This is a genomic window from Paenibacillus sp. EPM92 (genome assembly GCF_016586185.1).
In the GTDB taxonomy this organism is placed as follows: Bacteria; Bacillota; Bacilli; order Paenibacillales; family NBRC-103111; genus Paenibacillus_G; species Paenibacillus_G validus.
This window is the reverse complement of the sequence record NZ_BCPS01000081.1, coordinates 144,217-165,236: the sequence shown is the minus strand read 5'-3', so window position 1 is coordinate 165,236 and position 21,020 is coordinate 144,217. Positions and strand designations below refer to the sequence as shown.

Here is a 21,020-nt window from a genome sequence, read left to right as displayed (position 1 = left end):
ATATCATTTCTGGAGACAGGGAGGTAGAAGCTTGACGCATTGAAGAGAAGCAAAGATCCGGACGATGACTTCTATGTATGTTTCACAGGGCTAATGGAAAATTAATAGACATATTTAATTAATGTTTGACAATATATAAACGTACTATTAATATGTCTATATAAATAGGAGGGTTTGCGATGGATGGCATGTTTATCGACGGGATGGAGCGGGCCTCGCTTGAAGAGATCGAACGGGGTTACATCTATGAGGAGGAGGAAGGGCGTTACACGTGTTTAATATGCGGCAGCTCTTCCGAGCAAGGGGTTATTTATCCGTCTCCGGACGAACAAGCTTGGTGGGACGCCGAGAAATGGATGACGAAGCATATCGTGCGGGAGCACGGGTCGGTTTTTCACGCACTGCTGCATTTGGACAAAAAGTGGACCGGTTTGTCCGTGCTGCAAAGGCAGCTGCTGCAATTTTTCCATCAAGGGATGAGCGATGCCGAGGTGATCGAGCGATTGGGCGGCGGAAGCGCGTCGACGATTCGCAATCATCGGTTCACGCTGCGGGAGAAGGAGAAGCAGGCGAAGCTTTTTCTGGTGCTGATGTCGTTGATGGAAAAAGGCAGGGCGGCGGCCTCGGCCGGTAGCCCGGTGAAAGACAAGAAAAAGCAGAAGCCGGCAGGTGTACAGCCGCTGCAGGAGACGGTGGAGCGTGACAACGATTATTTTCCGTACGGAACGGACGGTCCGCTTCGGGCATGGCCGCGTAAGGAGAAGGTCCGCGCGTTGATCGCCGAAGAACTCGTCAGGCGTTTTCAGCCTGGCCGTATCTATTCGGAAGCCGACATTAACGAAGTGTTGGAGCAGGCTTGGCACGACTATGCCGTCATCCGCCGGTATATGGTCGATCATGGGTTATTGGAGCGGACGGAGGACGGACGCCGATATTGGGTTGGCGCCGCCGTTTCGTCATCGGAGCGGGCGCCGGCAGCAGCGCAAGAGGAGGAGAGGTTGTCTATGAGTAAGGAACGGCGCAAGGAGCTGGTGAGGGCCTACCAGGAGAAAGAGCAGCAGATCGGCGTGTTTCGATTTGTGAACGGAAAGAACGGCAAGGCGCTTGTCGGCGCCAGTAAAAACCTGGAAGCGATGGAGCGGCGCTTGCCTTTTGAGCTAAAGATGGGTGCGAGCCGGAATGTACAGCTTCAAAAGGATTGGAACGAAGCGGATGAAGGGGATTTTACGTTCGAGGTGCTGGAACGCCTGAAGCTTCGCAAGGACAGTTTCCAGGACGTCAATCATGAGCTGCACGTCATGGAGAGCAAGTGGCTAAACGAGCTTCAGCCTTATGGGGAGCGCGGGTACAATTCGCAGCCAAAGAAACGAGGTCAGGCCGGAGACGCCGAGAAGGACGAGAGGGACGTCTAAACGAAGCAGCCATAACTGAAAAGTAAGCGTTACGTCAGCCAGCAGATATTTCCCTTACTCTTGAAAATACGATATGATGATAAAGACTGCAATCTTTATACGTCATACTCGTATTTTTGCTGTGATAGTGGAGGGAAACGTTCTGGATACTTACGCTTGTCTATATGTGATCCGGGGAGAACCGTTTCGTTCGGGCACGTGCCTTCATCTGACTTCAGCAGAGACGGTGATCGGGCGCGCTACGAACAACTTCGCCCCGGACTTTGCTTTTTCCAACGCATTTATTTCAAGAAAGCACGTCGTTATCCGCCGGGAAGGGGAGAAGGCGGTGTTATACGATCTGGATTCACGCCACGGTACCGAGCTTAACGGGGTATTGGTGGAACCGCATGTGCCGTACCCGCTCCAATCGTTCGACATTATTAAGATGGCGAAAGGGATGACCGTGCTGCATTTTTCCTATTTGTTCGCCGATCAGACGCTGGAGTTCGAACCGCTCAGCATGACCCAGGCATGGGAAGAGCCGAGCGGACCTTCGATGATCTATTGGGAGAAGCGGGAATGCGTCGTGGACGGGAAGCGAATCGCGATGTCGGAGAAGGAATATTTGCTGCTTCATTTGTTATACGAGCAGGCGAACCGGCTTGTCGCCATCGATGACATTAAACGAAACGTATGGTCCGAACGCACGACCGGACCTGACGGTGTGCCGGATGTCACGATGGACGAACTGAACGCGCTCGTCTATCGTATCCGTAAAAAGTACGGGAAAGACACGTTCCTGATCAGCGCTGTTCGCGGCAGCGGATATGTGCTCGAGCTGGATTCCAAATAGGCGGCTGCCATGGTGACTGACTACCTTGTCGCCATGACGCGCCGTAACCGTTATAACCAGGGAGGGATAAGCATGCGCTATATCCAAGTGGAGCCTGCCGGGCCGCTGCAAGGCTCGGTGCAAATTCCCGGCTCGAAGAATAGCTCGCTGGCGCTGCTTGCGGCGGCTTGTTTGGCCGATGACGTCGTCACGCTGGAGGGGATTCCGCTGATTGACGATGTCAAGGTGATCGCGCAAATTTCACGGGATATCGGAATGTCGCTCGTTCGCAAGCCGACGGGCGAGGTTGTGATTGATCCGCGGTTTATTCATAGTGCAACCATCGATCCCGGCAAAGCGGCGTCATACCGCGCTTCCTATTATTTCGCGGGGGCGCTGCTCGCCAAGTTCGGCCGTGTGACGGTAGGATTTCCGGGCGGAGACGATTTCTCGTCGCGACCGATCGATCAGCATGTTAAAGCATTTCAAGCGCTTGGCGCCACCGTTATTTTTCACGAAGACCACTATGTGGTGGAATCGAGACAGCTGAAGGGTGCCGACATTTATTTCGACACGGTCACCTCGGGCGCTACGATCAACGGCATGCTGGCGGCCGTTCGAGCCCAAGGGCGAACGAACCTGTATAATGCCGCGGTCGACCCCGAGGTCGTCGATACGGCAACTTTCTTGAATGCGCTTGGCGCCAAAATATACGGAGCGGGCACGGACCGCATCCGGATTGAGGGCGTGCCGTATTTGAACGGCGGCTGCCATATGGTGATCCCGGACCGGCTTATCGCCGGCGCCTTTCTGATGGCGGCGGGCATCACCGGCGGGCGTGTAACCGTAGGCGAGGTCATCCCCGAACACTTGGGCGCATGCCTGGCCAAGCTGGAGGAATGCGGGATGGAGCTGGAAGTGGACGAGACGAGCATTACCGCCTACGGGCGCGGTTCGATTAAAGCGACGCGGGTGCGGACGTCGATGTATCCCGGCTTCGCTACCGATCTGCAGCAGCCGATGACGGCGCTGTTGACGCAGGCAAAGGGCAAAAGCATCATCACCGAGCGCGTCTATCCGAACCGCTTCAACCATGTGCCGCAGCTGCGGCGGATGGGCGCCGACATTGAGGTTCGGCAGGAAAGCGCCTTTATCCGCGGCGGACGGCCGCTCTTCGGCGCTTGGGTTCATGCGACGGACGTGCGTGCCGGAACGAGCCTGGTGCTAGCCGCTCTGGCGGCCGATGGGGTGACGCGAATTACCGGCGTAGAGCACCTGGAGCGCGGTTACGACGACGTGATCGGCAGCTTTGCGGCGCTCGGCGCGCGTTTAACGTTATGCGAGGCCGAGGATGAGCGCGTACATGCCGTCTTTGTGAGGTGACGGTGTGCCGTAGCGGAATCCTGATTCCTTATATCGCCGATTAGACCGGCTGAATGTATGATAGCGGAGTTACGATGAGCCATTCGCTCTAAAGCCGGGGGAAATCCCCGGTTTGGGCGAATAAGGCATCGGAGCTCCGCTATTTTTGTGTGAACGTGACGGGTGAGGCGCATAGGGCCGCCGTAGTTCCGCAGCTTCCTGGACTTTCGCGATATGGGGTTCGTTCAACAAGGGGTCTGCGCCAAGAAAAAGTGAACATGGAGCGACAGCAGATAAATTCGAGATGTTTGTTTAATAGTGTGTCATTAAAATTAAATAGTACACACTATTTACAAAGAAATTGTTGTATGTTATGTTTTAGATGTGATTTACAAGTGGAATAAAACGCACGTTAATTTCGTTAATTCAGACTATGACCGAATTGTTCAGAGGAGGCATTTGCATGAAGTTCGTTGTACCGTTTGATCAGGGGCATGCGGATATGAAAGCGACGCTTGGCGGGAAGGGGGCAAACTTGGCGGAGATGACCCGGGTAGGGCTGCCGGTTCCTCCGGGGTTTACGGTGACCACTGACGTTTGTCGCGCCTACTACGCCTTGGGCGGCCAGCTTCCGGACGGAGTCCGCGAAGAGGTGGCGTCCGCGCTGCGCGTGCTGGAGTCGTCCCAAGGGAAGCAATTCGGCGATCCTGCGAAGCCGCTGCTCGTTTCGGTGCGTTCCGGATCCGTCACCTCGATGCCCGGGATGATGGATACGATTCTCAATCTCGGGTTAAACGATGAAACGGTTGCCGGGCTGGCTGCATTAACGGGGGATGCGCGATTCGCGTACGACTGCTACCGGCGCTTGATCCAAATGTTTGGGAACGTCGTGTTTCAGATTGAATCGCATCACTTTGAAAGTCAGCTTTCCCGACTGAAGCAGCGGCTGGGTGTCGGACAAGACAGCGAAGTAAGTGCCGAAGGCTGGCAAGAGCTGATCGAATCGTACCGGTCAATCGTAGTGAAAGAGACGGGCCGTCCGTTTCCGCAAGACGTGCGCGAACAATTGGAGCTGGCGGTCGAAGCGGTATTCCGTTCGTGGAACAATACGCGGGCCCAAGTGTACCGCAAAATCCACCGCATTCCCGACGAACAGGGAACGGCGGTCAATATCCAGGCGATGGTATTCGGCAATTTGGGGGCAGATTCGGGTACGGGCGTATTGTTCACCCGCAATCCTTCGACCGGGGAACGGCGTCTGTACGGGGAATATTTGATTAACGCCCAAGGGGAAGATGTCGTTGCGGGGGTTCGCACGCCGGTACCGATCGAACAGCTCGGTGCGGATATGCCGCTCGTGTTCGACCAGTTGGAGCGAACGGCGGCGATGCTGGAGAAGCATTATAAGGATATGCAGGATATTGAATTTACGGTGGAGCAAGGGGCGCTCTATTTGCTGCAAACCCGTTCGGGCAAACGGACGGCGCAGGCGGCGGTCAAGGTCGCCGTGGATATGGCCAACGAGGGGTTAATCAGCCGGGGAGACGCCGTCGAGCGAATCGAGCCGTTTCATTTGGATCAGTTGTTGCACCGGGCCATTGACGTGGACCAGGCGCTGGATGTATTGGCTTCGGGGCTTCCGGCATCGCCGGGCGCTGCGACGGGAGAAGCCGTGTTCGATGCCGACCTGGCGGAAGCGTGGTCGCGCGCCGGCCGCAAAACGATTCTCGTGCGTTCGGAGACGACGCCGGAAGACATACACGGCGTGCTTGCCGCCGAAGGCGTACTGACGAGCCGGGGCGGCATGACCAGCCATGCGGCCGTTGTCGCCAGGGGCATGGGTAAGCCTTGCGTATGCGGATGCGAGGCCGTAAGAATCGAAGACCGATCGTTCGTCGTACACGCCGGTGGCGAGTTCGTTACGATTCGGGAAGGCGACACGATCTCGATCGACGGCTCGACCGGCCGCGTCATTCGAGGCGGAGTTAACTTGCGCGAGCCTGAGCTGACGGAGGAGCTGCAGCAGCTGCTCCGGTGGGCCGACGATATCCGTACGCTGCAGGTATATACCAATGCGGACACGCCGGAAGATGCGGCGAAAGCCCGGGATTTCGGCGCGGAAGGCATCGGGCTGTGCCGTACGGAGCATATGTTTATGTCGGCGGCGCGGGTGCCGGTCGTGCAAGCCATGATTTTGGCGGATTCGGCGGAGGAGCGGGCCGAAGCGCTCGAGAAGCTGCTGCCGATGCAGCAGCAAGACTTCGAAGGGTTGTTCCGGGCTATGGATGGGCTGACGGTTACGATTCGTTTGCTGGATCCGCCGTTGCACGAATTTTTGCCGAACATGGAGCAGCTGGTGCTTCAGCATGAACGATTGCGCAATGACCCGAATGCCTCGTCCGAGGAAATCGACCGAAACGAGAAGCTGCTGCGCAAAGTGCGGTCGCTGCACGAGATGAACCCGATGCTGGGGACTCGCGGATGCCGCCTCGGACTCGTCCTGCCGGAAATTTACGAGATGCAGGCGGATGCTATTTTCCGCGCCGTGGTGCGCTGCTTGGAGGAAGGTATCGACGTACGGCCGGATATTATGATTCCGCTGGTCGGGCATGCGAACGAGCTGATCCGGATGCGTGAGCTTGTAACGAAGCGGGCGGAGGCGATACTGGGCGATAAGGCGGCCACGTTCCCTTACCATGTGGGGACGATGATCGAAGTTCCGAGAGCGGCGATTACGGCGGCGCAAATTGCCAAGCACGCAGACTTCTTCTCGTTCGGTACGAACGATTTGACGCAGATGACGTTCGGCTACAGCCGGGACGACGCGGAAGGGAAATTTCTTGCGCATTACGTGGAAACGAAGCTGCTGCCGGAAAACCCGTTCCAAGTGCTGGATGAGGACGGCGTCGGCCGCTTGATCGAATGGGCGGTGGAGCAGGGCAAAGCGGTTAAGCCGTTATTGAAAACAGGCATATGCGGCGAGCATGGCGGCGATAAGTCATCGATCTTCTTCTGCCATGCGGCGGGACTGGACTATGTAAGCTGCTCCCCGTACAGAGTGCCGCTTGCCCGGATTGCAGCCGCTCAAGCGCAGCTGGCGCTCGGCCATCCTCAGTCCGATGCCGAACGGAGCTTGAGCGAACATATTGCTTAACTCATAAAAATGAGAAAAAATGGGAATACTGATTGAAGAGACTTGGGTTGAATCGCGTACAAATTAGTGGATGGAGTGAGTCGTTTATGGAGCAGACGTTCTTATTGGTGAAACCTGATGGCGTGAAACGCCAATTAATCGGAAATATTGTGAATCGCTTTGAACAGCGCGGATTCGAGCTGATCGGTGCCAAGCTCATCCGGATTACGAGAGAACAGGCAGAATATCATTATGAGGAGCACAAAGCGAAGCCGTTCTTCGGCGAGCTCGTCGATTTCATCACGTCGGGACCGGTGTTCGCGATGGTATGGCAGGGAGAGAACATCATTCAAATTTCCCGCGCCATGATGGGCAAAACGAACCCGGCCGATGCGGCTCCGGGTACGATTCGCGGCGATTTCGCCTCCGAGGTGGCCAAGAACGTCATTCACGGCTCGGATTCGCCTGAAAGCGCGTTGCGGGAGATCGCCAACTTCTTTAAGCCGGAAGAATTGTTGACTTCGACCTATTTAGACGGTACGGCGGACCGCAGCGACGATTCTCCGGTAAGCATTCATTGAAATAACGAATAGACGACCAAGCCGACCCCTTCATCAGGAGTCGGCTTTTTTTACTCATTTTTTTGGAAGGGCGGGTTGCTGAATTTGAACTTTGAACGGAAATTCGTTACATTGGAAGTAGAATTGTAGGGCAGTTGCCAAAGGAGCGTATGCAGATGCGGGATCCAAGACTGAAACAGTTTGCGAAAAATTTGGTGCGTTATTCGATCGATCTCCAGCCGGGAGAAAACGTGCTGATCGAAATGATTGGGCTTCGCGATCAGGAATTGACCAAGTGTCTAATAGAAGAAGTGTATGCGGCAGGAGGAAATCCGTTCCTGGAGTTCCGGAATCCGGAAGTGACCCGCAGCCTGATGCTCGGCGGAACCGAGGCGCTTTACGCGCAAATGGCTGAGCTGGAGCTAGCGCGGATGAAAAAAATGCACGCGTATTTGGCCGTTCGCAGCGGCGACAACATTACCGAAACGTCCGATGTACCGGATGAAAAGATGCGTTTGTATACCAAAATATTCCATCGTCCGGTTACGGATCAGCGGGTCAACCATACGAAGTGGTGCATCATGCGTTACCCGAACGCGTCGATGGCCCAGCTCGCCAATACGAGCACCGAAGCTTTCGAGAATTTTTATTTCCAGGTCTGCAATTTGGACTACAGCAAGATGTCGTCGGCGATGGATGCCCTCGTCGAGCGGATGCTGCGTACCGACCAAGTAAGGCTAGTTGCCCCGGGAACCGATCTCACCTTCTCGATCAAGGATATTCCGGCGATCAAATGCGCCGGGAAGAACAACATTCCCGACGGCGAAGTGTTCACTGCGCCGGTGAAAGATTCGGTGAACGGCGTCATTTCGTACAACACGCCGACCATTTACAACGGAACGGGATTCGAGAACATCGTGCTCCGGTTTGAGAACGGCAAGATCGTCGAAGCGACCGGCAGCGATACGAGAAAGCTGAACGATATACTGGATACGGACGATGGCGCCCGTTATATCGGCGAGTTTGCGATCGGGGTCAATCCGTATATTCAGAAGCCGATGAAAGACATCTTGTTCGACGAGAAAATCGACGGCAGTATTCACTTTACACCGGGGAACGCATATGAGGATGCGGACAATGGCAACCGTTCATCGGTTCATTGGGACATGGTGCTCATTCAGAGGCCGGAATACGGCGGCGGCGAAATTTATTTCGACGGCGAGCTCATCCGCAAGGACGGACGTTTTGTCGTACCGGATTTGGAGAAATTGAATCCGGAGAATTTGAAATAAAGCCGAGCGCTGACGTAGGGGAATGATGGCTTCATGGAAGACTCGAATGAATCGAATCGTTCAAATCGATCTCACGAGAAAGAAAGCTTACAAACAGCAGCGGTTCGCTTGCTGGAAACGGCGGCGGTCACGTTCGCCGGGGGGCTTCTGTTCTCGCTGATGCACGTCCCGCTGAGTTGGATGCTGGGACCGTTAACGGCTACCTTGCTGTGGCAGGGCTTGACCAAAAGACAGCTTGCATGGCCGGTAACGCTTCGCAACGGAGGCCTGCTGCTGCTGGGTTACGGGATGGGGCTGTCGTTCACGATGGAAAGCGCGCGCCAAATCGTCGGCCAGCTGCCGTCGATGCTCGCGTCGACCGTGCTGACGGTTGGCTTCAGCTTGCTGATGTCGGTGTGGATTGCCCGCGCTGCGAGGATTACGCCGCAGAGCAGCTTGCTCGGCAGCATACCGGGCGGGCTTTCGCAGATGGTCGTGCTGGGAGAGGAGTTTCCCGAAGCGGATGGAACGATCGTCACGTTCATGCAGACGATCCGGCTTCTCACGGTCGTTTTCATCGTCCCGTTCCTGGCGGTGCACGGCTTGAGCGGCGGTGAGGCTGCGGCGATGCCTACAGCTTCCGTGGCTGACTCAACCGGGTCGGGCTTCGCCGGGGGCGGAGCGTTCATGGCCGTGGTTGCGGCCTTTGCGGCGCTGGTCTCCGGGTTGGCCGCCGTCCGGCTGCGAATGCCGACGCCCTGGTTTCTCGGCCCTGTCATCGCTTCGGCGCTCATGATGATTGCGGATTGGGCGCCGCCGCATCCGCCTTCCGTGCTTGTGCTCGCCGCACAATGGAGTCTCGGGATTTATCTCGGACTCGGTATTCGCTTTAGCGCCTTGGCCGGTTGGCGAAGGCTGCTGCCTTACTCGCTGGCGGGCGGGCTCGCGATCGTCGCGTTCTGCCTGGTGCTGGCTTACATCTTCAGTCTCCTTCATCCGATCAGCATGGCTACAGCGTTCTTGAGCTTATCGCCCGGAGGCATGACGGAGATGGGCGTAACCGCCTCGGTTGTCCATGCGGACGTGTCGATGGTGGTGGCGTACCAGATGTTTCGCATCTTGTTTATTCTGTTTATTGTCCCTTATGCGCTGCGCCGTTTATTTCGCGTTCCGAAAGGAACGGGTGTAGAAGGATAGCGCGTACGAGAAACGGCCTTCCCGCGGGTTAACCGTACGGGAAGGCCGTTTGAATTTTATTGCATATGGACCGCGGATAAGCAGCTTCATTAAACGTTGAGTAAAAGCAAAATGATCGAGCTTAACCCGAAGCACATGTTGACCAGGCAGAGAAACAGGACGACTTGTTTCGGATTCAGTCCGCTGCGCAGCAACCGGTAATGCGCCTGGCTTGCATCCGCCTGATAGATCGGCTTGCGTTCGCGAAGCCGCTTCAGGACGACGAAGATGTTGTCGAAGATCGGCACGCCAAGCGCAAGAATCGGGATGAGCAGCGACAGCACCGTCGCTTGCTTGAATGCGCCGTCCAGCGCCACGACCGCGAGCAGAAATCCGAACAGCGTCGCACCCGCATCACCCATGAACACCTTCGCAGGCGGTTTGTTGTACCGCAGGTACGCAACCGCGGCGCCGACGAGAATGATAGCCATCATCGCGGAGTCCGACTGGCCTTTGGCCAAGGCGACGACGAACAGCGTGACGGCGGAGATGGCGGACAACCCGCCGGCCAATCCGTCCATGCCGTCCGAGAAGTTAATGACCGTAGTGACGCCGAATATCCAGGTAACCGTTAAGAAAAATTGCAAATAAACCGGCAGTAAAATATCCTCGCCGCCGAACGGGTTGTTGAAACCGTAGAAGACGACGCCGGATTTGTACACAATGATCGCGGCGGCGAGCTGTACGATCAGCTTCGGCCAAGCGGCAAGTTCTTTGCCGTGCGTTTTGTACCAGTCGTCAACGAGCCCGATGCAGACGATGAGCAGCGAACCGATGAGCAGCGATACGGTGCGGCTGCCTTGGAACGTGATAAACGTCATGTACGCGCAGACGAACCCGGCGAAGATCGCGATACCGGCGGTTAACGGAATCGGATCGCGATGAATTTTACGTTCGACATCGGGCTTGGGCTTGTCCACGAAATCGATGCGGAACGCCCATCTGCGAAGCGGTGGAATGAGCAGCAGTACGACGAGAAACGATACGAGAAAGGCGGCGAAGTATGCGATAATCGGTCCCTCCAATATTCGGCATGATTCGTGGAAATCTTTAGAAATTATAACATACAGGAGCGGGATGAATCCATCCATGACGGAATTATCAGGCAGTCGTCAGTCTCGGGATCATAAAGATGGCAAACTTTGCAAAAACAATTGACAATTACTTCATGCTGTCCTAAACTAACTTTAAAGTTATATAACTTTAAAGTTAGTTTTGTGGTGTTCGAATTCACACAAATTAGGACGGAAGCGAGGTTATATGACATGGTTGAATTTCTGGATTCCTTTATCAGCATCAACTCGGTAATTTGGTTATTTCTTGTTGCCTTTATGCTTCATGACTTTGAGGAGATCATCCGGATCGAGCCCTGGTTTCGGAGGCATCAACCAAGCATTTACCGGAAGGTGCCGAGGCGGTTCAGAAACACGCTCGATTCATTCTCACGAATGACGGCGCCGCAGTTTTCCGTTGCCGTTTGCCTTGAATTTGTAGTGTTTGTTCCGTGTACGTTTATGGCGGCTGAACATGGCAGTTACTTGCTGTTCCTGGGTTTCAATGCGGTTATGCTGCTTCATGTTTTTATGCATATCGGTCAGGCCGTATTCGTAAGAATGCTGGTGCCGGGAGTGGTTACGAGTGTCCTCATCATCCTTCCTTATACGATTTATGTTTTTTACAGGCTGCTAAGTGAGAAACTGATAACGTTGACCGATATAGGACTGAGTCTTCCGTTAGGATTACTGCTGATTCCCATTTTGTTACTGGGTCATAAGGCGGGCGAGAAACTGGTTCCAAATGGTTGAGAAATGTGTGAACGACGGAGAACGGTGATATCCATGTCCAATCAAAGGGTAAAATGTCGGTGCGACGCTGCATCGATTTTTATTTGCCAAAATGATTTTTATAAATTAAAGGAATTTACATAAAGACGTCAAATTTAATTATGTAAAAAATACTATCATTCAAAAAACATAATAAATAGTTTCGGGAGTGAATGAAATGAACGAGTTGACTAAGCGTGAACGGCTGAAGCAGAAGATCGAATCTCATCTTCGTGATCTCGCAAGGCAGCTCGTCAAGTTCGACACCTTGGAAGAGACGCTTCACTATTTAATGGACTCTTTTTGGATGGATTTTACTTCCGACTTTGTCGCCATTTTATTGAAAGAAGGGGATCAGCTCATTCCTAAGGTGTGGAGGGGAGAAACCCTTCAAGTCAAGCATACCCTTCATCTGACTGTCGATCCTTATTCCAGGCTTCTTCAAGACGCGCTTTGGTGGCCGAACGAGAGTGGAATGAGCGATAGCGATTTCAGAAAAGCGTTGGAGAACGAGAAGCTCTCGACTTGGTTTACCGTTCCTTTGAAGGAAAGAGAGAAGACATTCGGTATTTGCATCATCGGATTTCGCAATTTTGTCCCTCTCATTGTCGAAGCGGAAAACTATTTCGTGGAATTTGGCCGGGATGTCGCTGTAGCTATGGAGTTAGCCCGGGATAAAGAACGCCAGAAGCGAAAAATCAAAGGCATGGAGTGGTTGAGGGAAAATATTTTCCCCGGTACGTCAATCGAACATATGGTGGAAAAAATGGTCGACCGTGCTGGGAAAGGAACGATGGCAGCGGCAGCAAGCATTTTTTTGTATGACGAAAAAAACAATTGTTTAATTTATCAGCCCCCGTCTTATGGGACATTCGTATCCCCCGATAACATGGTGATCGATAACGAAAGCAATCTATCGCGATTGTTTCCGTATTTCGGGAAGGCCGGGGGCGAACAATTAACGGTGCCCTTGGTCGTTAATTTGAAAACGATCGGTATTCTTCATGTCTCGGGAAAGCAAGATGGAGTGTTTACCGAAGATGATTTGGAGCTGCTTGAGTTTTTATCGACGCATGTCTCTATGCAGATAGAGAACGCCCGATTAGTTCAGAACGAACAAGAGCGCAGATTAAGACTGCAGAACATCATGATCCATCAACAGGAACTTGTAAAAAAGACCATCGAGGAGGAGAGTCTATACGAGATCACCAGAACCGTCAGCTCCATTTTCGGTTATTCGGTTTTTCTATTCGATCGGCTTCTGCGGCTGCTGTCTCATCATGCTATGAAGGAAGAACAGCTATCGCTGCCCAATTTGCTGCATCTCGTTAAAGAGCATGAACAGCAAATCCGGCAGATTAAATCCGATGAATTATGGCTTCAGCTGGACGAAGGGCCATGTTATGTGTGCATCTGGCCGATTATTGGAGGCGGCAGGCAGTTAGGTTATTTAGCGGTGTTCTCAGACCGCAAGTACTGGGACGATGTTCTTCGACTAACCGTCAATAACGCGCTCAATGTGTATGCCATCGAGTTTATTAAGCAAAAACTGGTGATGGATACGCGAGAACAGGTGAAGGAAAGTTTCATGAATCAGCTTTTTTCCGAAAAAATCGAGGATCCGGAGAAAGTCGTACAGTATACCACCTTTATCAACTGGAACGTCTATGATTCTCATCGGGTGGCGTATTTGTCAGTGAAGCTTGATATGGAAGTGGAGCGGGAAAGCGATCTCATTGGAGTGGAGGAGAAGAAATCAAGATTGTGGGATATTATGAAAATGGCGCTCTCGAATCAAGATCAAGGGGTAATCTTGACGAGAAAAGGCGATGAGTTTATCCTCATCAGCCGCGTGACAAACGAGCAGACAAATGCCAAAGCTTATTGGCAGTCGATGTATCAGCAGGTACAAAAAATCGCCAAAGCTGAAATGCCATCTTGTCATGTTTATTTGGGTGTTGGCGGACGTACCGAACGGATGGAAGATTACTATTTTGCGTACAAACAAGCCGTTCAAACCGCGAACCTGATTCGCCTTCGTTACCCGGAAGCGGGATTCGCCATTTTTGAAGAGTTCGAGTCTTACTCTCTTCTTCATCAATTAACCGATCACAAAATTTCAACGATTTTTGTGCAAAAAAAGCTGGCACCGCTGCTGCGTTATACGGAGGGAAGCGGAGCTGATCTGTTTCAAACCCTCCGGATCTATTTATCAAACAACGGAAGTATGAGAGAGACCTCCGAGGCGTTATATATTCATCGGAGCACGCTGCAATACCGTTTGGATAAAATCAGGGAAATTTTGCAAATCGATATTGAGCAAGCCGAGCAGCGGTTCAGCCTGCTGATGGCCTATAAATTATACGATCTGCTGGACCTGTCTCCTCCGCAAATCTGCTGAATGTTCCGTTGCAGATTCCTGCAATCCGCCGATTATAGAAGCTGGAAAAATGCTTTATCATGAATTTAAGTAAGCGGTTACATCTTAGATCGCGTCATGGATTATTTCTACGATGAATTTAAGTATGTTTACCACAAATAACAGAGGATGGGATCAATCCGTTGAACGGGCAGTTGTTTCGGGAGCTCGGGTTGCTCTTTATGATTGATGCGCAGAAAGCTATGGACATCGGACTCGCCAATCGGGTGGCGCCTTTGGAGGAACTGATGAAGGTAACGTTAGAGACCGCGAAAAAGCTTGCCGGGAAGCTGATCGTCGCCATGAGGATGATGAAAACGGCGGTCAACTCGGGCGGTCAAGCGGATCTTCAAACCGGATTGGATCTGGAAATCGCATGCTTCGGCAACGCCTATGCAAGCGATGACAGCAAAGAAGGCATGCGAGCGTTTATAGAAAAACGAAAGCCGCAATTTTCAGGATGTTAGGAGGGCGTAACATGGGAAACCGTCATGTTTTCTTGATCGAAGGCGCGCGCACCGCGTTCGGTGAGTTTGGAGGATCATTCAAAGAGGTATCCGCCATCGAATTAGCGACTGCCAGCGCCATAAAAGCGTTGGAAAAAGCGAATGTGACGGCGGAAGAAGTGGATCAGGTCGTCATTGGCAACGTGATCCAGTCCAGTGCAGATGCCATCTATATGGGCCGCCATGTCGGATTGAAATCAGGCGTTCCGAAACACGTACCCGGATTAACGGTGAACAGGCTTTGCGGTTCCGGACTTCAATCGATTGTGAATGCATCTCAATCGATTATGCTGGGAGAATCCGACCTGGCGCTTGCAGGCGGCGCGGAAAATATGAGCCAAGTACCTCATGTGATTCGTGGAGCAAGATGGGGAATCCCCCTCGGCAAAGCGCCGATGGAAGATTACTTGTGGGAGGCGCTGTACGATCCTTACGGGGATTGCACAATGGCCATAACCGCCGAAAATCTGGCCTCGCAATACGGGATCACAAGGGAACAGGTCGATGCGTTTGCCGTCAGAAGCCATGACAGAGCCCAGGCGGCCATAGATAATGGCCGCTTTGCCGAAGAAATCGTCCCCTATACGATTCTAGGAAGAAAGGAAAGTGTAGTTGTGGACCGTGATGAACATCCCCGTCCGACTACCCTGGAGACGCTGGCGAAGCTGCCTGCCCGCTTCACGAAAGACGGGGTAGTGACGGCAGGCAACGCCAGTGGAATCAACGACGGCGCGGCAGTAACGGTGGTGGCTTTGGAAGAATATGTGAAGCGGCGGAACCTGAAACCGCTTGCGCGGTTAGTTTCCTGGGGCATTGTCGGTGTAGAACCGAAGATTATGGGTATCGGACCGGTCATGGCGATCCGGCATGCGCTCCATAAAGCGGGAATGACGATCAAAGACTTGGACCTGATTGAAATTAACGAGGCATTCGCCGCTCAATATCTCGCTTGTCAGAAAGAGCTCGACTTCGATCCGGAGATCGGCAACGTCAATGGCGGGGCGGTCGCATTGGGCCATCCGTTAGGCGCTAGCGGCGCTAGAATTACATTGTCGCTTCTATACGAATTGCGGCGCCGCAACAAAAAATATGGCGTTTCTTCTTTATGCATCGGCGGAGGTCAAGGGATTGCAGCCATTTGGGAGCGGCTGTAATCCCCCCTTTTCCATAGAACGAATGAACATCAGTCACGGTTCTCGGTTGAATTGAAAGTGCTTATATTGTTTGTTGCGGTTGGTTGATACCAGAGCATAGGGGGAAGTTCCCATGTATAAATATGAGTATGACTTATCGGTTGCGCAAGTATTTGAACGGGCATATAAACGGAATCCGGCGAAAGAAGTCATTTTCGACCGGACGCGAAGAATGACATACGAGGAGCTTTGGAACGAGTCGAGATATGTGGCCGCCGCTCTTCGTGATCTGAACGTCGGGAAGGGCGACAAGTTAGCTGTCTGTTTGCCCAATTGGCACGAGTTTGTGGTCGTCTATCTTGCTGCGGCGTTTCTGGGTGCAGTCATCGTTCCTTGTAACACCAGGTACCAGCAGCATGAAGTAGAATATATACTGACGAACTCCGGCGCGAAGATTGCCTTTTGTACGAAAGAATTCAGCGGTGTTCCTCACGCTGATCAGTTTACACAAGCGAAAAATATGGTTAACAGTCTGAACCAGATCGTATCGGTACGCTTCGAACAGGAAGGGCTCATATCCTATCAACGATTGATAGAAAGAGGCAAAAACTCCTTGTTCGTACCCGAAGACATTCAACCCAAAGACGATGTCTTTGCTATTTTGTATACGTCTGGAACGACGGGGAGACCGAAAGGAGCGATGCTGACACACTCCAATATCGCTCACACCGGTACAATTTCGGCGGAAGCCATGAAATGTGCGCCGGAGGATGTTTTTCTTATTGCGGTCCCGGTTTTTCATGTTTTCGGAATTACGCCGAGTATTCTAAGCACGTTCGCTTGTGCGGGGAGCATGGTGCTCGTAGATCAGTATAAAGCCAAGGATGTGCTCGAACTGATCCAGCAAGAGCGGGTGACGGTGCATAACGGCGTACCGACGATGTTTATTTTAGAGTTGAATCACCCGGATTTTGCTTCCTTTGACCTTTCTTCCTTGCGAACGGGCATTATCGCTGCGGCTCCATGTCCGGTGGAAGTCGTCAAACGGATTCGCTCGGAAATGGGATGCAATATTGTAGTCGCATACGGATTGACCGAAACTTCGCCGACTTTAACGATTACCGATTTTAATGACGACGATATGATTCGATCCGAGACCGTCGGCAAGGTGCTGCCTGGTGCGGAGGTCAAAATTGTAGACCCCCGCAGGGTACCGGTCGGTCCGGGAGTAGTTGGAGAACTGGCTTGCAGAGGTTTTGGCGTGATGAAAGGTTATTACAACATGCCTGAGGCCACTCAAGCGGCAATCCATCAAGAAGGGTGGTTTTACTCAGGTGATCTGGCAACCATGGACGAACAGGGTTATATCCGGATTGTCGGGAGAATCAAAGAAATGATTATTCGCGGAGGATACAACATCTATCCGAGGGAAATCGAAGAAATTTTATATGGCCATCCTTCCGTCATGGAGGCGGCCGTCGTCGGTCTGCCCGATACTGTGCTGGGCGAAATTTCATGCGCTGCCATTCGTGTCAGAAGCGGAGAGCAGCTGCAAACGGAAGAGATTAAAAATTACATCAAATCGAAAGTTGCCGATTACAAGGTTCCCGACAAGTTCGTTTTTGTCGATGCGCTTCCTATGACGGCTAGCGGGAAAATCAAAAAAATCGATCTTCAACAACAACTAAAAACGGAATTGGAGGATCAACTGCGGTGAAAATGAGAACGATGAAACGGCACGATACACCCCTTGCCGGGTAGCCTCCTGATATTTTAAGTACCTCGTCCTTTGGGCCGGCAAGCTTAGGACAACACTTACGACTCCAAGAGGCCTTTTTCATGTTCAAATCGTATTTTTCTTCCTTACAGGTATGCTGACCGTTGCTATAATGATACAATCTGAAGGACGAACTAATAAAAACGCCTGAGGTGTTTCAGTGAGCGTACCTGCCATTTATAAAAGCGAAGAAGGAAAGAAAAAAATCTTAAACGATTATGAGTCGTACCTGAAGCGATTTCATGTTGAATTTGAAAGAGTGTTCGTAGACACGCGCTTTGGTCGAACGCATACCTTAGTGACAGGGCCTGTTGACGGAAAACCCGTCTTTATCTTTCAGGGCGGCAATTGCATTAACCCGATGACGTTATCCTGGTTTTCATCCTTGTTTGGGGAGTATCGGATTTACGCTCCAGACACAATCGGGCATCCGGGCTACAGTGCGGAAACAAGAATGTCAGCTAAAGATGACAGTTTTGCATTATGGGTTTCCGATTTAATGGAGCATTTTGGAGTTGACAAAAGTGCATTTATCGGACCTTCTTATGGCGCGGGCATCATACTAAGAATAGCAGCGTTTCTGCCGGAGAAAATTGCATGCTCGGTCTTGGTCGCTCCGTCTGGATTGAAGTTAGGCTCCAAAATGAAAATGATACAGAAAATCTTAATTCCCATGATAGGGTTTACTATCAGCTCATCGCAAAAGCAATTGCAAAAAATAGCGGATACGATGTCTTTCAACAGCATGAAGGAAATAGATAAAAACATAATCGGCGACATTTTTACACATGTAAAATTAGAACAAGGCATGCCGAAAATAACCGAAAAAAGAGAGCTTGTGAATTACTCCTCTCCTACTATGGTGCTAGCAGGTACAAAGGATATATTCTTCCCAAGTGAAAAGGTGATCGCGGCCGCAGAAGCGATCATACCCAACTTAGCGGCAGCAACCGTCTATGAAATGGGCCATTTCCCGTCGGAACCATTTCTGCAAAAAATAAATAGCGATATCAAGCAGTTCTTAACGGTCTACTATTAAAGCCATAATTAAACGAGCTGTCTAATTCCCTCCAACCGACGTCGAATCAATGGCTGTTGTAATGGCAGTTGCATGGGAACGCATTCCGGCGTATAAACAGACACCTCCGAAGCATCATAAAATGCTCCGGGGTGTCTTTTTGTGATTTGTGGTTTGACATTCGCTTACGCATCCGTGCTTTCCTCTCCAAAGTCGTCATGTTTGTCCTGATCATGGTTGTTCCGCGAGTATGCGTATAGATCATTGACAAAATTTGAAAGATGTGATAAAACTAACTGATTAGTTATGTGAATTCATAGTTAGTTTTTCTGTTCAAATGTTAACTTATCGTTCAGTAATTGAAGAGGTGCCTATATGGAAAGGAATCGAACGAAAAAAGGGGAGTTAAGCCGCATTCGATTATTGGAGGCTGCGACTCAACAATTTGCTCTGAACGGGTACTTTACTACAAAAATAAGCGACATCGTAAAAGCTGCGGGACTCACGCAAGCCGCATTTTATTTGTATTTCCCGAGCAAGGATGCGATTTTTTCCGAACTGGTCAATGAATATCGAATGCGCTTAAAGGTTCTGGCCAATGCAGGGAGACTGGTAACACCACTGCCAAGCTCTGACGTTCCAGAGCAAGTAAAGGAAAATTTAAAAAATTTGTTCTTATTTCTTAATGCTTCCCCTGAGCTGACCAAAATTGCACTTTATGATTCGCCTGATAGCGAACAAATCAAAAAAGAAATGAGGGACATGATCATTCATAACTTACGCAGCAACCAGGAAGCGGGGCACGTCCGAAAAGACCTGCCGATCGAGGTGGCCGCAGAATGTATGGTTGCCATGCTCGAACGAATGGTCACCAAGATTGTGAACGAAGAAACAAATCCGGTTTCCCTTGCAAATGACATTACTGACGTCATACTTTATGGAATTTTATCGCATCGAAAAGATGATGATCATGCCAAAGAATGCATGTAGAGAAAAGACGAAAAGAGGGTTGTAGATGCGAATTAAAGTCGAATTGTCTATTGGTGGTCAAATAGCAAAGGTAGATGAACTCGTGCTCGAGGAAAACAAGCTTGGCGAGCTCATGGACGAAGAGGTCGAACAAGCGATCGAAATGAATATCCGCAACTGGGTGGACAAGATGATCAGCATTCATTGGGAAGTCGTAGAGAAAGACGAAACGCAATAACAGGACTGAACGGTGCGAGACACCGCACGTAACTTTTCAGTTGAATTTTCGTCTAAATAGGGAAAGGAGGTGAGTGGTATGACCAAATGGTTCATCTTGCTGCTGGCCACAGCCATGGCCGTCCTGTCCGGACCGCAGCTCTCTCACGCAGAGCAGGAGCTCGCCGCGCCAAGCGTTATGCCTTATGTAACCTTGCTTGACGACTTTACGCTGTATGCAAGCAGCGAGACAAGACCGGATGAGGCCATCGGCGCGCTGAGTGCCCTCCAATCGGTACATCTAGCCCCGATCGAAAGCAGCAGGCTGCTTGACATCACACGTATGGATAAGGTGCGGGTTGAGACGTGGCTTGGCGAAGCATGGATTAACTTGAAGGAAGGCTCCTACAAGTACGGCAAGCTGGAGCTTCAGGAGCAGACGCTGACTTTACTTGAACAGGAGACCCCAATATATGAATCACCGATGAAAATGACAGCGTATGGACTTTCTCCGCAACAGGTTCAGGCGGTTGCTTCCATCAGCGTGTGCGATCCTTACACCCCCTGCTATACGAACGCGAACGATAAGTGGTATTTGATCCAGACCTCCTGGCTTGGAAACAAATGGATTCGTCCGTATCATTTTGCCGAGAAATACAAAGGGGATCCGGTCGAAGGCATGATCGCGATTGCTCAGGAGAGCGAGGTGTACCTATTTCCCTTCGATAATCCGATGACTGACGAGCCAAAGCTGCCTCCTCAGGTGGTGAAGCCTGTCGCGAAGTATATTCAGCAGACGCGCATGGTTCCTCCAAGCGTCTGGTACCAGATCGATACCCCGAAAGGACTGAGATGGATCCACCTTGACTCTTATGGGTACGGATTTGAGGGTGTAGAAAGCGTCGACCTTAAGCTGGACATTCCCGTCCCATTCTACTATTACAGGTCACCCTTCGACTACTACGCGGAGCCATCGGAGCAGCAGCAGCCGCAAGCCGTTCATGCGATTGGCCGAAGAGACGGCTGGTACTTCGTGCTAGCGGACGATTCAGGCAAGTGGATCAACCCGGCCAAGGAAATCGCCTCGCAGTTGACAGGGGATTTTGAGAACGATGCCAAGCTCGGAGTGAAGCAGAGTAATGCCCGCCTCGACCTGACCGAATCATCGATTGCACTCGATACGCCTTATGTAGACAGTTCGTTGCTGAACAACGCGCTAACCTTCACACCGCAAACCATTACCGCTTCACGCGTATGGACGTCCCCTAACGGGGAGTCCTGGTATTACATCCATACGTGGCAGGGCCCTAAATGGGTACGGCCCTGAGCAGGCGTAATCCCCGTGCGCGGACACTTCATATTTCTCATGAA

The 21,020-nt window shown here is 51.7% G+C and carries 17 protein-coding genes; 16 read left to right on the top strand and 1 reads right to left on the bottom strand.

All coding sequences use genetic code 11. The features are described 5' to 3' along the window. The first annotated feature begins 179 nt into the window (after nucleotides 1-179). The 7 genes from JMF85_RS20805 (at nucleotide 180) to JMF85_RS20775 (ending at nucleotide 9,749) form a co-directional block, all read left to right on the top strand. On the top strand, nucleotides 180-1,412 hold the full coding sequence (locus JMF85_RS20805; RefSeq protein WP_155614246.1) for a DUF2087 domain-containing protein: 1,233 nt from the start codon (nucleotides 180-182) through the stop codon (nucleotides 1,410-1,412). Between the two features lie 226 nt (nucleotides 1,413-1,638). Further along, nucleotides 1,639-2,247 carry an FHA domain-containing protein gene (locus tag JMF85_RS20800; protein WP_236595937.1) on the top strand — a complete coding sequence of 203 codons (609 nt, stop codon included), beginning with the start codon at nucleotides 1,639-1,641 and terminating at the stop codon, nucleotides 2,245-2,247. 72 nt (nucleotides 2,248-2,319) lie between these two features. Continuing rightward, the gene (gene murA / locus JMF85_RS20795; protein WP_155614247.1) at nucleotides 2,320-3,609 is read left to right on the top strand and encodes a UDP-N-acetylglucosamine 1-carboxyvinyltransferase; all 1,290 of its coding nucleotides are present in this window, start codon (nucleotides 2,320-2,322) and stop codon (nucleotides 3,607-3,609) included. A 442-nt stretch (nucleotides 3,610-4,051) separates the two neighbouring features. Beyond that, on the top strand, nucleotides 4,052-6,742 hold the full coding sequence (gene ppdK, locus JMF85_RS20790) for a pyruvate, phosphate dikinase (RefSeq protein WP_155614248.1): 2,691 nt from the start codon (nucleotides 4,052-4,054) through the stop codon (nucleotides 6,740-6,742). A gap of 86 nt (nucleotides 6,743-6,828) precedes the next feature. After that, a complete protein-coding gene (gene ndk / locus JMF85_RS20785; RefSeq protein ID WP_054795267.1) occupies nucleotides 6,829-7,302 on the top strand; it encodes a nucleoside-diphosphate kinase in 474 nt (157 codons plus the stop codon). Between the two features lie 155 nt (nucleotides 7,303-7,457). Next, nucleotides 7,458-8,573, top strand: a complete 1,116-nt coding sequence (locus JMF85_RS20780) for an aminopeptidase (protein ID WP_155614249.1) — start codon at nucleotides 7,458-7,460, stop codon at nucleotides 8,571-8,573. Between the two features lie 33 nt (nucleotides 8,574-8,606). Beyond that, nucleotides 8,607-9,749: an AbrB family transcriptional regulator gene (locus JMF85_RS20775; protein ID WP_141334030.1), complete on the top strand. Its 1,143-nt coding sequence runs from the start codon at nucleotides 8,607-8,609 to the stop codon at nucleotides 9,747-9,749. Between the two features lie 89 nt (nucleotides 9,750-9,838). Here the strand turns inward: JMF85_RS20775 and JMF85_RS20770 are convergent, their stop codons facing one another. Further along, entirely contained in the window at nucleotides 9,839-10,813 is a 975-nt protein-coding gene (locus tag JMF85_RS20770; RefSeq protein WP_230875987.1) for an MraY family glycosyltransferase, read from the bottom strand. 240 nt (nucleotides 10,814-11,053) lie between these two features. Here JMF85_RS20770 and JMF85_RS20765 point away from each other — a divergent pair, with 240 nt between their 5' ends. From JMF85_RS20765 to JMF85_RS20725, 9 genes are all read left to right on the top strand, one after another. After that, nucleotides 11,054-11,593 (top strand): HXXEE domain-containing protein, encoded by a 540-nt coding sequence (locus tag JMF85_RS20765; RefSeq protein WP_127605627.1) that lies wholly within the window; start codon nucleotides 11,054-11,056, stop codon nucleotides 11,591-11,593. 196 nt (nucleotides 11,594-11,789) lie between these two features. Continuing rightward, nucleotides 11,790-14,012, top strand: a complete 2,223-nt coding sequence (locus tag JMF85_RS20760; RefSeq protein ID WP_201318828.1) for a helix-turn-helix domain-containing protein — start codon at nucleotides 11,790-11,792, stop codon at nucleotides 14,010-14,012. A gap of 161 nt (nucleotides 14,013-14,173) precedes the next feature. Next, the gene (locus JMF85_RS20755) at nucleotides 14,174-14,497 is read left to right on the top strand and encodes an enoyl-CoA hydratase/isomerase family protein (RefSeq protein WP_201318827.1); all 324 of its coding nucleotides are present in this window, start codon (nucleotides 14,174-14,176) and stop codon (nucleotides 14,495-14,497) included. Between the two features lie 11 nt (nucleotides 14,498-14,508). Next, nucleotides 14,509-15,690: an acetyl-CoA C-acetyltransferase gene (locus JMF85_RS20750; RefSeq protein WP_201318826.1), complete on the top strand. Its 1,182-nt coding sequence runs from the start codon at nucleotides 14,509-14,511 to the stop codon at nucleotides 15,688-15,690. Nucleotides 15,691-15,802: 112 nt separating this feature from the next. Further along, the gene (locus JMF85_RS20745) at nucleotides 15,803-17,386 is read left to right on the top strand and encodes a long-chain-fatty-acid--CoA ligase (RefSeq protein WP_201318825.1); all 1,584 of its coding nucleotides are present in this window, start codon (nucleotides 15,803-15,805) and stop codon (nucleotides 17,384-17,386) included. A 220-nt stretch (nucleotides 17,387-17,606) separates the two neighbouring features. After that, complete coding sequence (locus JMF85_RS20740) at nucleotides 17,607-18,485, top strand: alpha/beta fold hydrolase (RefSeq protein ID WP_141334025.1); 879 nt, start codon at nucleotides 17,607-17,609, stop codon at nucleotides 18,483-18,485. A 354-nt stretch (nucleotides 18,486-18,839) separates the two neighbouring features. Then, the gene (locus tag JMF85_RS20735; protein ID WP_201318824.1) at nucleotides 18,840-19,454 is read left to right on the top strand and encodes a TetR/AcrR family transcriptional regulator; all 615 of its coding nucleotides are present in this window, start codon (nucleotides 18,840-18,842) and stop codon (nucleotides 19,452-19,454) included. 25 nt (nucleotides 19,455-19,479) lie between these two features. Then, nucleotides 19,480-19,671 carry a hypothetical protein gene (locus tag JMF85_RS20730; RefSeq protein WP_054795259.1) on the top strand — a complete coding sequence of 64 codons (192 nt, stop codon included), beginning with the start codon at nucleotides 19,480-19,482 and terminating at the stop codon, nucleotides 19,669-19,671. Between the two features lie 78 nt (nucleotides 19,672-19,749). Then, on the top strand, nucleotides 19,750-20,976 hold the full coding sequence (locus JMF85_RS20725; RefSeq protein ID WP_201318823.1) for a hypothetical protein: 1,227 nt from the start codon (nucleotides 19,750-19,752) through the stop codon (nucleotides 20,974-20,976). Nucleotides 20,977-21,020: the final 44 nt, after the last annotated feature.

What these genes read in the sequence shown, in the direction of transcription:
- JMF85_RS20805 (WP_155614246.1), top strand. Translation starts at nt 180, where the DNA reads ATGGATGGCATGTTTATCGACGGGATGGAGCGGGCCTCGCTTGAAGAG.
- murA (WP_155614247.1), top strand. Translation starts at nt 2,320, where the DNA reads ATGCGCTATATCCAAGTGGAGCCTGCCGGGCCGCTGCAAGGCTCGGTG.
- ppdK (WP_155614248.1), top strand. Translation starts at nt 4,052, where the DNA reads ATGAAGTTCGTTGTACCGTTTGATCAGGGGCATGCGGATATGAAAGCG.
- ndk (WP_054795267.1), top strand. Translation starts at nt 6,829, where the DNA reads ATGGAGCAGACGTTCTTATTGGTGAAACCTGATGGCGTGAAACGCCAA.
- JMF85_RS20780 (WP_155614249.1), top strand. Translation starts at nt 7,458, where the DNA reads ATGCGGGATCCAAGACTGAAACAGTTTGCGAAAAATTTGGTGCGTTAT.
- JMF85_RS20775 (WP_141334030.1), top strand. Translation starts at nt 8,607, where the DNA reads ATGGAAGACTCGAATGAATCGAATCGTTCAAATCGATCTCACGAGAAA.
- JMF85_RS20765 (WP_127605627.1), top strand. Translation starts at nt 11,054, where the DNA reads ATGGTTGAATTTCTGGATTCCTTTATCAGCATCAACTCGGTAATTTGG.
- JMF85_RS20760 (WP_201318828.1), top strand. Translation starts at nt 11,790, where the DNA reads ATGAACGAGTTGACTAAGCGTGAACGGCTGAAGCAGAAGATCGAATCT.
- JMF85_RS20750 (WP_201318826.1), top strand. Translation starts at nt 14,509, where the DNA reads ATGGGAAACCGTCATGTTTTCTTGATCGAAGGCGCGCGCACCGCGTTC.
- JMF85_RS20745 (WP_201318825.1), top strand. Translation starts at nt 15,803, where the DNA reads ATGTATAAATATGAGTATGACTTATCGGTTGCGCAAGTATTTGAACGG.
- JMF85_RS20735 (WP_201318824.1), top strand. Translation starts at nt 18,840, where the DNA reads ATGGAAAGGAATCGAACGAAAAAAGGGGAGTTAAGCCGCATTCGATTA.
- JMF85_RS20730 (WP_054795259.1), top strand. Translation starts at nt 19,480, where the DNA reads ATGCGAATTAAAGTCGAATTGTCTATTGGTGGTCAAATAGCAAAGGTA.
- JMF85_RS20725 (WP_201318823.1), top strand. Translation starts at nt 19,750, where the DNA reads ATGACCAAATGGTTCATCTTGCTGCTGGCCACAGCCATGGCCGTCCTG.